Source organism: Pseudoalteromonas luteoviolacea (assembly GCF_001696455.1).
In the GTDB taxonomy this organism is placed as follows: Bacteria; Pseudomonadota; Gammaproteobacteria; order Enterobacterales; family Alteromonadaceae; genus Pseudoalteromonas; species Pseudoalteromonas luteoviolacea_C.
This window is the reverse complement of the sequence record NZ_MAUJ01000006.1, coordinates 1-15,978: the sequence shown is the minus strand read 5'-3', so window position 1 is coordinate 15,978 and position 15,978 is coordinate 1. Positions and strand designations below refer to the sequence as shown.

Annotated in this window: 13 protein-coding genes and 1 pseudogene; 2 read left to right on the top strand and 12 right to left on the bottom strand. The window is 43.4% G+C overall.

The window, feature by feature from the left end:
* The first annotated feature begins 25 nt into the window (after positions 1-25).
* On the top strand, positions 26-2,542 hold the full coding sequence (locus A7985_RS16765) for an EAL domain-containing protein (RefSeq protein ID WP_065791583.1): 2,517 nt from the start codon (positions 26-28) through the stop codon (positions 2,540-2,542).
* On the opposite strand, the gene A7985_RS16760 is transcribed toward A7985_RS16765, so the two are convergent.
* The 12 genes from A7985_RS16760 to rsmD form a co-directional block, all read right to left on the bottom strand.
* Positions 2,518-3,330 carry a DUF2797 domain-containing protein gene (locus A7985_RS16760; RefSeq protein ID WP_065791582.1) on the bottom strand — a complete coding sequence of 271 codons (813 nt, stop codon included), beginning with the start codon at positions 3,328-3,330 and terminating at the stop codon, positions 2,518-2,520. The genes A7985_RS16765 and A7985_RS16760 overlap by 25 nt on opposite strands.
* A 191-nt stretch (positions 3,331-3,521) precedes the next feature.
* Complete coding sequence (gene purD / locus A7985_RS16755; RefSeq protein ID WP_065791581.1) at positions 3,522-4,805, bottom strand: phosphoribosylamine--glycine ligase; 1,284 nt, start codon at positions 4,803-4,805, stop codon at positions 3,522-3,524.
* A 14-nt stretch (positions 4,806-4,819) separates the two neighbouring features.
* A complete protein-coding gene (locus tag A7985_RS16750) occupies positions 4,820-5,650 on the bottom strand; it encodes a class I SAM-dependent methyltransferase (RefSeq protein WP_065791580.1) in 831 nt (276 codons plus the stop codon).
* Between the two features lie 100 nt (positions 5,651-5,750).
* A complete protein-coding gene (gene purH, locus A7985_RS16745) occupies positions 5,751-7,337 on the bottom strand; it encodes a bifunctional phosphoribosylaminoimidazolecarboxamide formyltransferase/IMP cyclohydrolase (protein ID WP_063380564.1) in 1,587 nt (528 codons plus the stop codon).
* 261 nt (positions 7,338-7,598) lie between these two features.
* Positions 7,599-7,889, bottom strand: a complete 291-nt coding sequence (fis, locus tag A7985_RS16740; RefSeq protein ID WP_010374122.1) for a DNA-binding transcriptional regulator Fis — start codon at positions 7,887-7,889, stop codon at positions 7,599-7,601.
* Positions 7,890-7,904: 15 nt separating this feature from the next.
* Complete coding sequence (gene dusB / locus A7985_RS16735; protein WP_081310611.1) at positions 7,905-8,876, bottom strand: tRNA dihydrouridine synthase DusB; 972 nt, start codon at positions 8,874-8,876, stop codon at positions 7,905-7,907.
* A 279-nt stretch (positions 8,877-9,155) separates the two neighbouring features.
* Positions 9,156-10,031, bottom strand: a complete 876-nt coding sequence (gene prmA / locus A7985_RS16730) for a 50S ribosomal protein L11 methyltransferase (protein ID WP_065791579.1) — start codon at positions 10,029-10,031, stop codon at positions 9,156-9,158.
* A gap of 192 nt (positions 10,032-10,223) precedes the next feature.
* The gene (gene rpoD, locus A7985_RS16725) at positions 10,224-12,065 is read right to left on the bottom strand and encodes an RNA polymerase sigma factor RpoD (protein WP_065791578.1); all 1,842 of its coding nucleotides are present in this window, start codon (positions 12,063-12,065) and stop codon (positions 10,224-10,226) included.
* Positions 12,066-12,168: 103 nt separating this feature from the next.
* The gene (dnaG, locus tag A7985_RS16720) at positions 12,169-13,926 is read right to left on the bottom strand and encodes a DNA primase (RefSeq protein WP_065791577.1); all 1,758 of its coding nucleotides are present in this window, start codon (positions 13,924-13,926) and stop codon (positions 12,169-12,171) included.
* 75 nt (positions 13,927-14,001) lie between these two features.
* Complete coding sequence (locus A7985_RS16715) at positions 14,002-14,448, bottom strand: GatB/YqeY domain-containing protein (RefSeq protein ID WP_065791576.1); 447 nt, start codon at positions 14,446-14,448, stop codon at positions 14,002-14,004.
* Between the two features lie 21 nt (positions 14,449-14,469).
* The gene (gene rpsU / locus A7985_RS16710; RefSeq protein ID WP_010362466.1) at positions 14,470-14,685 is read right to left on the bottom strand and encodes a 30S ribosomal protein S21; all 216 of its coding nucleotides are present in this window, start codon (positions 14,683-14,685) and stop codon (positions 14,470-14,472) included.
* A 179-nt stretch (positions 14,686-14,864) separates the two neighbouring features.
* Entirely contained in the window at positions 14,865-15,446 is a 582-nt protein-coding gene (gene rsmD / locus A7985_RS16705; protein ID WP_065791575.1) for a 16S rRNA (guanine(966)-N(2))-methyltransferase RsmD, read from the bottom strand.
* Positions 15,447-15,721: 275 nt separating this feature from the next.
* On the opposite strand from rsmD, the pseudogene A7985_RS16700 reads away from it, so the two are divergent.
* A pseudogene (locus A7985_RS16700) lies at positions 15,722-15,978 on the top strand (signal recognition particle-docking protein FtsY); the annotation flags it as partial.

The window sequence follows — 15,978 nt, the reverse complement described above, 5'->3', positions numbered from 1 at the left end:
TAGTGTAATTGCGAGGAAAGTGCTTATGATGGGTGATTCACGTCAGCTGAAAATAAAAGACGTGTTTTCGACTAACTTACTGTCATGTGATTATTCGACCTGCTTGTATGATGCGCTCTGCATAATGCAAAAACACAGTATTAGCTCCATTTTCGTCAAACATCATGGAGAAATCGTCGGCATTTGGACCGAATCAGACTGTGTCAAACTTGATATTAAAAATATTCGCATTATGGAGTTGCCCATTGGGCAGGTTATGACTTCGCCAGTCCATGATATATTGGTCGATAAAACACTCAGCGAAGCGACGGTTAAACTTCATCAGCTGGGCATTCGGCACCTGTTAGTCAAAGATGAAGACTTTGCGCCAATTGGCGTAGTGTCTCTATCGGATATCGTGCGTAACCAAGGCCTAGATCATTACTTACATTTTCGTCCCATTGCTGATCATTATGACTCTAGCGTAAAAATACTTGATAGCGAGCAATGTGTCAGCGAGGCGATAGAGGTGATGCGCACTGAAAGTGCAACAGCTGTATTGGTTTATCATCAGCAATTGAATGAATTTGGCATTATCACCCAAAGGGATGTGGCATACGCAATCTTAGAGCCACAGTGGCAAATGCCTTGTTGGCAATTGGCGAGTTATCCCATGTTATCCATGACACCTGATGACAGTCTATTTGATGCCTACAGAAAAATGACCGCAAAATCTATTCGGCATTTGGTTGTGAGAGCACCTCAAACGCAGCAAGTTGTTGGATTATTGGCACTAAAAAATGTGCTGACAGAAATTGAAACTGCCTACTGTAGCGAATTAGAAAATGTACTTGCGCAGCGGGATATTGCCCTTAGAAAATCAGAAAAGAACTTATACTTAGCAAATCGCATCATTGATGCATCGTTAGATGGCATTATGATCACGCGAAGCAGCGGAGAAATAATTCAAATAAACCCAGCTTTCAGTGCTTTAACAGGGTATCAAGATTATGAAGTCATTGGTAAAAAGCCCAGCCTTTTGAGCTCAGGATTACATGAAAAACCCTACTACGATACCATGTGGGCAGAGCTGAGAGAAAAAGGGGTTTGGCAAGGAGAGATCTGTAATAAAAAGAAAAACGGTGAAATTTATGTTGAGTGGTTAACGATCATTGAGATCAATGAACCCTACAGTGATGAAGTGCTCTATGCTGCGATTTTCAGTGATATTACAGAGCGTAAAAATGCAGAAGAAAAAATTGCAAGGCTTGCCTATTTTGATGAGCTAACGGGATTACCAAATCGGCGATTATTTTACGATCGACTGGCAATGGCGTTGGCGTCAGCGCATCGTGACAATCAAAGAATTAGTATTATGTTCATTGATTTGGACCGCTTTAAAGAAGTGAATGATACGTTAGGTCATAGTGCAGGGGATAAACTACTAATTCAGGTGAGTGAGCGCATCAAGTCAATACTCAAAGAGGGTGATACATTAGCACGTTTGGGGGGGGATGAATTTGTCGTGCTTCTTACCGAAGTAAGCGAAGTGGAAAGCGTACTTTCTTTTGCCGATAAGCTGTTATTACAATTTAACAAGTCCTTTAATTTGGGGGAAATTTCCGTTGCAGCGACCGCCTCGTTAGGCGCTTCCATGTACCCAGAGGATGGATTAGACAGTGAGAGCCTACTCAAGCATGCTGACGTTGCTATGTATCGTTCAAAAGAGTTAGGGAGAAACTCATTTCAGATGTATAAAGCCTCAATGAATGCGCGTTCTTTGGAACGGTTATCGATGCAGAGTCGTTTCCAAAGTGCGCTTGAAAACGGTGAGTTTGAACTGTACTTTCAGCCTTTAAAATGTTTAGCCAGTGGCCGCATTATGAGTTTAGAGTGCTTATTGCGATGGCAAGACCCTAACCTAGGTATGATTTCACCGGGGCAATTTATTCCACTGGCAGAGGAGTTGGGGTTGATTGTCAAATTGGATGAGTGGGTGATTGATCGAGCGTGTGCACAGTTGGCCTTTTGGCATCAACAAGGCTGTGAAGTTCGTCGGTTAGCTATTAATGTTTCAGCACAACACCTGACACAAGGGAATTTAGTTAATACGCTGAAATCTGCACTGGATAAGTATGGTGTAACGGGAAGCCAGATTGAGTTAGAGCTCACTGAAAGTTGCTTCGTTGGAAACTTTCAAAAAGCAAAAACGGTATTGGGTGACTTGAAAAAGTTAGGGGTGAGTATCGCGTTAGACGACTTTGGGACCGGATATTCTGCATTGAGTTACCTGACCAAATTACCGATAGACATTTTAAAAATAGATCCCAGTTTTATCGCAAAAATCCCTGATGAATATGGCAATAGTGAGGTCGTGAGTGCGATCGTTGCGATGGCGAAAGCGCTCAACTTGCATGTGGTGGCAGAGGGCGTTGAAAAGCCAGAGCAAATGCAGTTTTTACAAAAGCTAGGCTGCCATGCTATGCAAGGGTATTTATACTGCAAGCCGCTCTCGCAAGCGGCTTGGGCTGGGTTTTATCAGGCCGAGAAACTGACCTCGTAAGAAGTGAATTTACGGATATTGATCACGCCGTTTTCAAAAATGAGGTATTGGCCTTTTATCCCTTTTAAAACGCCCGTTACCGTAGGCTCTTTATCAAAGTTAAAAGAGCTTATTTTTGTCGGGTAGTCATTCACAGGGAAAGTGAGATCAACCACATCTTCATCTAACCTTTCGATTGCCGTAGCGCCAAACAGCTGCGCCAATTCATCTAATTTCTCTTGAATCTTGGGGATCAAGATTTGTGCGCTGTCTTTAAGGTCTAGCTCGGGGTTTATCCCTTTAAGCATATTGCGCCAATTGGTCTTGTCGGCAATAAATTCTGCCAGTGCGACTTCTACGAGGCCAGACTGTAAGCGTGTTTGAACCTTGAAAATAGGCAGAGCTTGTGTGGCGCCTTGATCTATCCAACGTGTCGGGATCTGAGTGTGTCGAGTGATACCAACTTTTAACCCTGATGTGTTGGCTAAATAGACATAATGCGGGATCATACAATTAGCTTCCCCCCACTCCGGCTCTCGGCAAGTGCCTTTATCAAAGTGACAGGTTTCAGGCTTCATAATGCACATATCGCAGCTTGCTAGCTTTTTCATGCAGACGAAGCAATGGCCTTGTGAGTAGCTTTTTTTAGTTTTCTTACCGCAGCTACAACAATAAATATTACCGCTAAAGGTCAGTGTAATTTCACGACCAAAGTACTCGTTAAGGTTGACGAGCTCATCGCCAATTGGCAATTGGTATTGAATTGGGTTTGTGAGTGTGGCTTTGAGTTTTTTCAAAGTACCTTGCATCTTTACGCCCCTAAAGATGAATCAAAAGGAGATCCTAGCAAGTCAGGTGCAAAATACCAATGGTAAAAATAAAAAACACATATATTTCAATTGTTTGAAATTGATATTGGTTTTTATTTTTATTCAATATTTTATTATTTAAAATAAAAAAGCGGCCGATTAACAGCCGCTTTTATTACTATTTACAGAGGCTATTGCTCTCTGGCAATCGCTCGGTAGGCAATATCTGTACGATATTCAACACCATCCCAATGAATGTCTTTTACCAGTGCATAAGCGCGTTTCTGAGCTTCAGTCACTGAGTGGCCAAGTGCTGTTGCACACAGTACACGTCCACCCGCAGTCACAACATCGTTACCCTGTTGTTTAGTACCCGCATGGAATACTTTTTCACCTTCAGAATACTCTACTTGAAGACCTGAAATCGCATCCCCTTTTGGATAGCTTGCTGGGTAGCCTTTAGCCGCCAGTACAACACCCACAGCAGCTCTTGGATCAAACTGAATATCTGTTTGGTCAAGTTCTTGTCTGTTCGCAGCTTCAATTAATGAAACTAGGTCTGACTGCAAGCGAAGCATAATAGGTTGTGTTTCTGGATCACCAAAACGACAGTTATATTCAATAACTTTTGGCGTGCCATCGGCTGTGATCATCAAGCCGGCATATAGGAATCCTGTATAAGGGTGGCCTTCAGCCGCCATGCCTTCAACAGTGGGGTTAATTACCTCGTCCATAATGCGATTATGGATTTCCTGTGTCACGACAGGGGCCGGTGAGTATGCGCCCATGCCGCCAGTGTTTGGACCCTGATCGCCATTGTATGCACGCTTATGGTCTTGGCTGGTGGCAAAAGGTAACACGTTTTTGCCATCTACCATGACGATGAAAGATGCTTCTTCACCTTCAAGAAACTCTTCAATTACTACTCGGCTGCCTGCATCCCCAAATGCATTGCCAGCGAGCATGTCACGAATTGCTTCTTCAGCCTCAGCTTCTGTCATTGCAACGATGACGCCTTTACCAGCCGCTAAACCATCTGCTTTAACAACAATTGGTGCACCTTGCGCTTTAACATATGCAATGGCTGGGTCTATCTCAGTAAATGTCTGATAGCTCGCCGTTGGGATGCTATGTCTGGCTAAAAAGTCTTTCGTGAAAGATTTTGAGCCTTCTAACTGCGCAGCAGCTTGAGTTGGGCCGAATATCGCTAAACCTTCTGAACGGAAGCGATCTACCACACCAATAACAAGCGGTGCTTCAGGTCCTACAATCGTAAGTTCAACCTTTTGCTCTTTTGCAAATGCCACTAATGCGTCTAGATCTTCAACGCCAATCGCGACATTTTCAAGCTTTGGTTCAAGTGCCGTACCTGCGTTACCAGGTGCAACAAATACAGTTTTTACAGATGGGTTTTGAGCGGCTTTGAACGCGAGTGCGTGTTCGCGGCCACCGCTGCCAATGACAAGTACATTCATGGCAAAGTTTCCTATTAAATCTTTTTAAACTTTAAAGTCATACGGTCGCTTTCCCCAATCGCCTTGTACTGCGCTGACTTTTCGTCTCCAAGCGCAAGTCTAGGCGGTAGCGTCCAAACACCACGCGGGTGGTTTGCGCTGTCTAAAGGGTTAGCATTGATTTCGCTGCTTGCTACCAATTCAAAGCCCGCTTTCTTCGCCATTTCGATGACGTAGCTTTGCTTCATATAACCTGAACGTTTCTGATCTTCTGTGTTGCGGTGCTCCGGTAAACGGTGCTCCACCACACCCAAGATACCACCAGGTTTTAGGGCTTTATGAAATGCTTTAAAAGAATTTAAAACACCTTCGTCACCTGGGCGCATATACCAATTGTGCACGTTGCGGAACGTTAAAACCATGTCCGCAGAGCCAGCTGGTGCCACGTCGTGGTGAGAAGCCGCTGAGAACTCAGTAACTTTCACTTCACTAAAGCGCGGATCGGTAGAAACTTTATCTTTAAAGGCGGCAAGCGAATTCTTAAAATACTCTCTTTCAGAACTTGCAGGGAAGTGTGCGGCATATAGCGTACCTTGACCCTTAATCGTTGGTGCCAGTATTTCGGTGTACCAACCACCGCCTGGAGAAATTTCTACCACGGTCATATTCGGCTTAAGACCAAAAAACTCCAATGTTTGGACTGGATTGCGGTATTTGTCACGTGCACGGTTGCTCTCTGCTCGCTCACCACTTTGCGCAGCTTTGGCAATACCAACCGTTGAGCTCTCAGAACCACCTGTACTGCTACAACCAGCGATGGCAGTGACGATGCCCGCGGCAATTAAAGCTTTAATACCTAATTTCATTATTCAGTTCCTTCAAGTTATTGTGATTGTCTTTTGGCCAGAATACTTGAATTTGGTGCAAACAAAAAGCGCGAAACGTTAAACGTCTCGCGCTTTTCGATTAATGGCGGAAGTGACGCATTCCTGTGAATACCATCGCCATACCCGCTTCATCAGCTGCGGCAATGACTTCTTCGTCACGCATTGAACCGCCAGGCTGAATGACAGCGGTAATGCCAGCTTCTGCTGCGGCATCAATACCGTCTCGGAATGGGAAGAATGCATCTGACGCCATTACAGAACCTTTTACTTCAAGGTTTTCGTCAGCTGCTTTGATTCCTGCTATTTTCGCAGAGTATACGCGGCTCATTTGACCTGCACCTACGCCGATGGTCATACCGTCACGTGCATATACAATCGCGTTTGATTTTACAAACTTAGCGACTTTCCAGCAGAACAATAAATCTTTAAGTTCTTGCTCTGTCGGCTGGCGCTTAGATACAACTGTTAGGTCATCGAGTGTCACCATGCCTTGGTCGCGATCTTGGATTAGCACACCACCATTTACACGTTTGATGTCAACGCCAGTAGATTTAACATCCCACTGACCACACTCAAGTAGGCGAACATTTTTCTTTTCAGAAACGATTTCAGCTGCTTCTGCTGAAATACTTGGTGCGATGATAACTTCAACAAACTGGCGCTCAACAATCGCCTTAGCTGTTGCCGCATCGAGCTCTCTATTGAAAGCGATGATGCCGCCGAAAGCAGAGGTAGGATCTGTTTTGAATGCTCTGTCATAGGCGCTTAAGATATCTTTATCTTCAGCAACACCACATGGGTTTGCGTGCTTAACAATAACGCATGCAGGCGCTGTAAAACTCTTAACACATTCAAGTGCAGCGTCGGTATCTGCGATATTGTTGAATGATAATGCTTTACCTTGAAGTTGCTTTGCGGTTGCTACCGATGCTTCTTCAATATCGTTTTCAACATAGAAAGCTGCGTCTTGGTGTGAATTTTCACCGTAGCGCATGTCTTGCTTTTTAGTGAACTGCATATTGATTGTACGTGGGAACTTAGTCTCTTCAGCTGCTTCTTCCGTGTAATCAGCAACAAGCTTACCAAAGTAGTTTGCGATCATACCGTCATATTGCGCGGTGTGTTCATAAGCTGCGATAGCCAAGTCAAAACGTGTTTTATACGTTGTTGAGCCTTCGTTGGCTTTAATTTCAGCAAGTACGCGGTCATAGTCACTCGCGTTAACCACAATTGTTACATCTTTGTGGTTCTTTGCGGCTGCACGTACCATTGTAGGGCCACCGATATCGATATTTTCGATTGCATCTTCTAGGCTGCAGTCAGCTTTTGCAACAGTTTGTGCAAAGGGGTATAAGTTAACTACAACCATATCAATAGCAGAGATGTTGTTGTCTGCCATAACGTTTTCATCTTGGCCACGACGTCCCAAGATCCCACCATGTACTTTAGGGTGGAGGGTTTTCACGCGACCATCCATGATCTCTGGGTGGCCTGTGTAGTCAGATACTTCCGTTACCTGAATGCCATTTTCGGCAAGGAGCTTACAAGTACCGCCTGTAGAAAGTAGTTCAACGCCTGACTCTGCAAGAGCACGGGCAAACTCAACGATACCGGTTTTATCTGACACGCTTAAAAGTGCGCGACGAATAGGACGATGTATATCCATGATGGTTTTGATTTCCTCAATGATTAGTTAAGGGCTAGCTTAGAAAGGCTGTATTTTAGCTTAACTAGGACGAGAAAACGATGGAAATCATGTTAACAAGGTTGAGAAAAACTGAACTTTATCTTTGCGTATGTTTATGAGGGAAATTTGTAACTAAAAAGGGGAGAAGTGTGCTATTAAAAATTTTGAAGTTGGTAGGTGTAATGGCTGGGAGTTCGAAAACGCCAGTGATAGGCGTTTTCGAGCAATAAAAACTACGGATTAGTTCATGCCGTATTTTTTAAGTTTCTTACGAAGCGTACCACGGTTGATACCTAGTAAGATCGCAGCGCGAGTTTGGTTGCCACGAGTGTAAGTCATAACTTCTTCAAGAAGTGGTGCTTCTAGTTCTGATAAAACTAGCTCGTAAACATCTTGTACGTCTTGACCATTTAACTGCTTTAAATAGTGGTGGACAGCTTTTTTAACTGCATCGCGTAATGGTTGCGGTTTCTCTTGTGACTGAACATGAGCGTTAGTGATAAAAGGAGAAGTCACATTTTGTTCGAACATCTTTATGTCTCTTTCTTAGTTAGCTGCTAGTGTTTCAAAATAGTTTTCTAATGCCTCGATTTGCGCTTCTGGCTGTTCAAGGGCATTGAATACTCGCCTAAATTGACCTTCTTGGTCATGGGACTGCAAATACCAAGACACATGTTTGCGTGCGATGCGCGCACCCATTGGCTCACCGTAAAACTGATGGAGATTTAGCAGGTGCTCCATCAAAATACCACGTACCTCAGAAATTTCTGGGGCTGGTAGATGTTTTCCAGTTCGCAAATAATAGTCTATCTCTCGGAAAATCCAAGGACGACCTTGAGCGGCTCGACCAATCATGATGGCATCTGCGCCCGTATAATCCAAAACCTGCTTTGCTTTTTCAGGGGACGTAATGTCACCATTAGCTACAACAGGTATAGAAACCGACTGCTTTATCGCTTTGATAGTGTCGTATTCTGCCTCACCTTTATACATGCAAGCACGCGTTCTACCGTGTACTGCCAGTGATGCAATACGATTGCGTTCGGCTATTTTCGCAATTTCAACGCCGTTACGGTTATCCGGATCCCATCCTGTACGGATCTTCAAGGTGACAGGTACGTTAACCGCGCCAACCACGGCTTGTACTATTTCCTCGACCAAATCCGGATACTGCAATAGTGCAGAACCTGCGAGTTTCTTGTTCACTTTCTTGGCAGGGCAACCCATATTGATATCTATGATTTGCGCGCCATTTTGGACATTAAATTGAGCAGCTTGTGCCATGAGTTCAGGATCAGCTCCCGCAATCTGCACCGAGCGTATACCTGATTCACCAGAATGATCCATACGGTTCATTGATTTATCAGTTTTCCATACCTTAGGATTTGAAGACAACATTTCCGACACTGCCAGTCCAGCACCTAGACGTCGACATAACTGTCTAAATGGACGGTCGGTGATCCCCGCCATTGGCGCGACGATTACATTGTTCTCAAGTTGATATGGGCCTATACGCACTGCTACTCAATCTGCCTCTTTTCAAGGGGCGCTAAGTTTACGGTTTTTTTTGCAAAAATCAAAGGCTATAAATTGAACATAAGTGCTTTTTTTTTGAACTTTTTGGGTTGACTTTTGGTAACAATATGAAGGCGGGAAAAAATTGACTTAAAAATAAACAAAATTATTTTATGTGACAGTTTTAATTTATTTCACATGCTGTAAAAAAAGCGTAAAGCCTGTTAATTGGAGGCTTTACGCGTAATAGATTACTAACCCAAATTGGGTGCGTTACAGGTGTTATTGTTTTGTAATTCCGCTTACGCGGGTCCATTCACCCTCTTGCTTTATTGCATCTAAGTCAATATAAGGTGCATAAACATTTGCAACGGATTCCGCTTGCTCTTCAAGTATCCCTGACATGGCAATTGCACCTTTTGGCTTTAAGAAACCAAGAATGATTTCGTGTAGCTCTCTCAATGGCTGAGCGAGAATATTTGCAACAACTATGTCGGCTTTGAAGTCAGGCTGATTTTCAGGTAAATACACCTCTAGTTTGTCTGCAACACTATTGCGCTGTGCATTGTCTCTACTTGCGACAAGCGCCTGAGGATCAATGTCGATGCCAATAACGCGCTCTGCGCCCAGCTTAATGGCAGCGATACCTAAGATGCCTGAGCCGCAGCCAAAATCCACAACTGTTTTACCACTTAGATCCTGTGCTTCGAGCCACTTTAAACACAGTGAGGTGGTGGCATGTGTACCAGTACCAAATGCAAGGCCTGGGTCAAGTAACACATTTACTGCGTCAGGATCTGGGATATCACGCCAACTTGGGCAAATCCACAATCGCTCTCCAAACTTAATCGGGTGGAAATTATCCATCCACTCGCGCTCCCAGTCTTTGTCTTCTAATTGCTCAATTTTATATTTGGGTGCGTCGGGCATATTCGCTGATAAATGGCTTACAACCGCTTGCATATCGTGTGTCGCTTCAAAAAGTCCGATTACAGTTGTCTCTGGCCATAAGATCACTTCGCCAGGCTTTGGCTCGTAGACGGGGTTATTTTGGCTATCGATAAAAGTCACAGAAGGGCAACCGATGTCCATCAGTAAATCACTGATGAGATCTGCTGTTTCTTTGTTAGCATCAATTCGGATTTGGATCCAAGCCATAATATTATTCCTAATAAATTTACGTTGCTATTCGAGGTTTCTAAAGTATTTCGCGATGTTTTAGTCTGACTATCACGATTGATGTCGCATCCTGATAGAGTGTTAACATTGGGCCTTAGAACTTGATATACATGTATAGTTATTCAAAATAAAAAGGCCGCATCATGCGGCCTTTTTTAGTATTTTTTACTCTTAGCCTTTTACATCTAAGAAGCTTTTCAGTAGATCTGAACGAGAAGGGTGTCTCAGTTTACGAAGTGCTTTCGCTTCGATCTGACGAATACGCTCACGTGTTACATCAAACTGTTTACCTACCTCTTCCAACGTGTGGTCGGTGTTCATATCGATACCGAAGCGCATACGTAGCACTTTTGCTTCTCTTGCTGTCAGTCCTGCAAGTACTTCGTTAGTTGCGCCACGCAGACTTTCCATCGTTGCTGAGTCAATCGGAGATTCAATCGTTGTATCTTCGATGAAATCGCCAAGATGTGAATCTTCATCATCCCCGATAGGCGTTTCCATTGAGATTGGCTCTTTCGCAATTTTAAGCACCTTACGGATCTTATCTTCTGGCATCATCATGCGCTCAGCCAGCTCTTCTGGGCTCGGCTCGCGTCCCATTTCTTGCAGCATCTGACGAGAAATACGATTCAGTTTATTGATCGTTTCGATCATATGTACAGGGATACGGATAGTTCTTGCTTGGTCGGCAATTGAACGCGTGATCGCCTGGCGGATCCACCAAGTAGCATAAGTTGAGAACTTATAACCTCTGCGGTACTCAAACTTATCAACTGCTTTCATCAAACCGATGTTACCTTCTTGGATTAGGTCCAAGAATTGCAGACCGCGGTTGGTGTACTTTTTCGCGATTGAGATTACTAGACGTAAGTTTGCCTCAACCATCTCTTTCTTAGCGCGACGAGCTTTTGCTTCACCGATACTCATACGGCGGTTGATGTCTTTAATACGCTCTACACTGAGACCCGTACTTTCTTCAATGGCTTTAAGCTTATTGATACAGCGATCGATTTCAGGTCTTACTTGACGTAATTTGTCTGAGTGTTTTTCACCAGATGCGATTTCCGCGTCAATCCAAGCTACGTCAGTTTCGTTATTTGCAAAGTGCTTTACGAATGTTTTCTTTGGTAGTTTTGCAATTTGTACCGCTTGTTTCATGATGATACGTTCTTGAACACGCACTTTATCCATCATTTCGCGCATGTTGTTAACCATGCGGTCAAACTGTTTTGGTACAAGTTTAAACTTACGGAATAATTCGCCGATTTCTTTAATTGCTACCTGAGAATCTGGGTGACTGCGACCTTTTTCTTCAAAGCATTGTCTTGCGCTTGTGTATAAGGCACGTAGTTCTTCAAAATGTTCACGAGCAATTTCTGGATCAGGGCCGTTATCGCCTTCTTCTGAGTCGTCATCGTCTTCAGACTCATCGTCTTCATCATCTAAGTCTTCTTCACTTAGCTCAGAACCGATGTGTGTTGCTGAAATTGTTGCTTCATCATCTTCTAATGAATCAAAGAAGCCCGTAACGATGTCGCTAAGGCGCATCTCTTCTGCTTCGTATTTGTCCCACTGTTCAAGTAAGTAAGTAATTGCTTCAGGGTATTCAGCTACAGAAATCTGTACTTGATTGATCCCTTCTTCAATTCTTTTTGCTATTTGAATTTCGCCTTCCCGAGTCAGAAGCTCAACGGTACCCATTTCACGCATATACATACGCACAGGATCTGTTGTTCTGCCAATTTCTTTTTCTACCGTTGCTAGCGCAGCTGCCGCTGCTTCTGCCGCATCCTCGTCGGTGGTGGTTTCTTGCATCATCAACTCATCGGCATCAGGGGCTGCTTCAGAAACCTGAATACCCATATCATTGATCATGCTAATGATATCTTCTACTTGATCCGAATCTATGATGTCTTGTGGAAGGTGATCGTTAACTTCTGCAAAAGTTAAGTAACCTTGCTCTTTACCTTTCTGAATCAGAAGTTTGAGTTGTGACTGAGGAGATTGATCCATAGAGATTTTTGCTTCCACTCTGATAAAGTTTATACAACGGGCGCCAGCTAAAAACAGCGTTATTTTGGTTGACGCAGTGAATAGAACATTATAACACCAAAAATTAATTTTGGCCAGTTCTACGAGTGCTTAAAGCTTGGGTTAATAACGCACATTCTAGTCGTTCATCGCCACTTAAGCCCTCAGTTTTGTCCTTAATAAGTAAGGTCTCTAAACGCAGATTTAAACACTGATCTTCAATAAATTTAAAAGTGTGCTTAAACTCGTCTTCTAATGCTTCTTCTTGGATATTATGTTGCCAAGTAGCCAGCTTTTTGAGTGCTTCGTAATCTGATGTATCTCGAAACGACTCAAGTATATGTGCGGTCGTGTAGTGCGTGTTTTCTAAACAGCTATGTTGCAACCTGAGAAACAATGCCATACCGGGTAACTGCATATGTGCGAGCTCAGGTAGATAATCTACACTTTGCGCCAAGCTCGGGTGCTGTAATAACAGTCCAATAGCTCTTCTCATTGGCGTGACTTTAAACTTGCGCTCAATAGCATGTTGTTTTTTCGGTGTTGCCAATTTGGCACTCAGCTGTTCTCGCGTTCTACCAATTAATCGCGCCAATGTGGTTAACAAAGACTCTTGATAATATTCACTGGGAACTTTGTTAATGAGCGGGATAGCCTCTGCCATTAGCTTGGCTTTTCCTGCATCTGTTGTCAGATCACACTGCTCAGAAAGACGACTGAACAGTACTTTGCCGTAGTCATCTGCACTCTTCAGCCTTTGCTCAAACTGCTCTTTACCTTCTTTTTGCACCAGAGAATCAGGATCCTCGCCGTCAGGCAAAAAGACAAACCCTAGAGATTTTCCATCTTTTAAGTTCGGTAATGCATGCTCCAATGCGCGCCAAGCTGCATCTTTACCTGCACGGTCCCCATCATAGCAACATATTACTTTGTCTGTATTACGAAATAAGGTTTGCATATGCTCAATTGTGGTTGCAGTACCAAGTGCTGCGACCGCATAGTCGATGCCATATTCTGAAAGCGCGACTACATCCATATAGCCCTCGACAATTAATACTTGTTCAAGGGATTTATGTGCCTGTTTGGCCTCATAAAAGCCATATAGTTCAAAACTTTTATGAAAGATTCTTGTTTCAGGTGAGTTGAGGTATTTTGGCCCTTGATCTTGCCCCATTACTCGACCGCCAAACGCAATTACACGACCACGTTTATCGCGGATTGGAAACATTAGGCGGTCACGGAAGAAATCAAATTGTCGACCAGGTGTCTTTTCGCTGGCAAGTTTTAACTCGACCAATTGATGACGGTGGGCAGGTGTTTTTGCGAGCCGTGATAACAATGCATCCCACTCTGGCGGGGCGTACCCAATTAAAAATTTACTAACGGTTTGCGGTGATAGACCCCGCCCTTGAATATAGCCAGAAACAGAGGCTGCATTGCTATGGTTGGCCAGCTGATTTTGATAAAAGTTAGCTGTTTGCATCATTAAATCGTAATCAGACTTTTTTTCCTCAAAACTACGTTGGGGGCCGCCAAGTCCTTGCTCTCTAGGGATCTCTAAATTGTATAATCCTGCAAGTTCCTCAATCGCGTCAACAAACTCAAGTTTGTCGTATTCCATTAAAAATGAAATCGCATTGCCGTTTGCGCCGCAACCAAAGCAATGATAAAACTGCTTATCTCTAGAAACGGTAAAAGATGGGGTCTTTTCGTTGTGAAACGGGCAACAAGCTTGGTAATCTTTACCCGCTTTTTTCAAGCCGATGCGGCCATCGATCAACTCGACGATATCCGTTCTAGCCAGTAAGTCATCGATAAACTGTCGTGGAATTTTGCCAGCCATATTTTTCCTAACGCTTATACGAAGAAACCGAGCGCGTGGCTCGGTTTACTAATTTCATACATTTGTATGCGGGTATTATGCGCTTAATCTTTGCTTTATTAAACCAGAGATTTTGCCCATATCAGCGCGACCTTCAGCTTTCGCTTTAATCACACCCATCACTTTACCCATGTCTTGCATACCAGCTGCGCCTGTGTCAGCAATGGTTGCATCGATCATTGCTAATACCTCTTCCTCTGATAGAGGTTGTGGTAAGAATGATTCAAGCACCTTTATTTCACCAGCTTCAACATCTGCTAAGTCTTCTCTTCCCGCATCAGTATACTGAGTGAAAGAGTCTTTGCGCTGTTTAACCAGTTTAACCAACACGGAGGTGATACCAGCATCGTCTAACGTTGTCTGGTTATCAATTTCGCGTTGCTTGACTTCAGCTAGAGCTGCTCTGATTGCCGCTAGACGAGGTTTGTCTTTGGCTTTCATTGCTTCCTTTTGGGCGTCTTTTAGCGTCGCTAATAAGCTCATATGTACAAGACCAAATGTTAATTAGTATAGTTTAACGCGACGTGCGTTTTCACGAGAAAGCTTTTTCATGTGGCGCTTAACAGCTGCTGCTTTCTTACGCTTACGCTCTGCAGTTGGCTTTTCATAGTGCTCGCGACGACGAACTTCAGAAAGGATACCTGCTTTTTCACATGAACGCTTGAAACGACGAAGTGCTACGTCAAACGGTTCGTTTTCTCTTACTTTAATTACTGGCATTAAAAATTCACCTACCTAAATAATGAGCTTGGCTCAAATTGACCGAAAAATGGTCAATTGGTTCAAAAATGGTGCGGTATTGTAAGCCGAAGCGAGACCGCGTGTAAAGATCAAATTATAGCGGATCTTAATTATTGTGTCATGCTTCAAATTAGACGACTAAATTTAGCGAATACCTTTTAAGTTCGGCTAAACAACATACACATGACCTGACCAGCTTGTTTTTCTTTTAAAAGTTGCCAGTTATCAGGAAGTTTTGGCTGGGATTCTTTTTCAAACTCAACGTAAATTAACGTGTCATCATGTAGCCAGTGGTGCTGTTCCAAAAGTTCACAGCACGGAGATAACAAATCTTTTCTGAAAGGGGGATCGAGAAAAACCACATCGAAACTTTGGCCTTTTTGATTGTTTTTCAAAAACTCTAATGCGCTGGTATGAAATACAAATGCATTGTCTAGAGCAAGCGTGAGCGTGTTTGCTTTTATCTGATTAACAGCGCCTTTATCCAGCTCTACAAAAGTGGCTTCTTTAGCAAAGCGAGACAGACATTCAAAGCCAAGACTTCCGGAGCCGGCAAAGCAATCCAATATAGAGGCATCTCGAATGTCAGACATTAGCCAGTTAAATAAGGTCTCTTTTACTCTATCTGTTGTGGGTCTTAAACCTTCCACATCTTTTACAGGGAGTTTTCGGCCTTTAAATTTACCGCTGATTATTCTGATATGACCATTGCTTTGGGTTTGAGGCTTCTTTTTTCTCATATAACTTCACTATCGAGTTGCAGGTGCACGATTATAAATTTTTCATCTACTTGGAACATGATACACTAGACGCACATTATGGCGTTAACTCTGTGATTATAACAATGATTACTGAGTCTAAATTTGATTATTAATGTCTTTGCACAATTTCTAAAGCTCAAGCTGTTATGCTGATGAGATTTTACTCTGTTGATGCTTGGCTTTACTGCGGTGAATCATACAGATTGTTATGAACACTGGATCGCAATACAAAACTTTCATGGTATTAGTTGGTTATGGGAAAAAAGAATAAATTTCTGTCTTGGTTAGGGTTTGGGAAGTCTGATAAGGCGCAGACCGAACATGAGGAAGCGGAACGTTTAGCTCAAGAACAAGCGGAACGTGAAGAAGCGGAGCGTTTGGCGAAAGAACAAGCGGAACGTGAAGAAGCGGCGCGTTTAGCGAAAGAACAGGCGGAACGTGAAGAAGCGGAGCGTTTGGCGAAAGAACAAGCGGAACGTGAAGAAGCGGAGCGTTTGGCGAAAGAACAAGC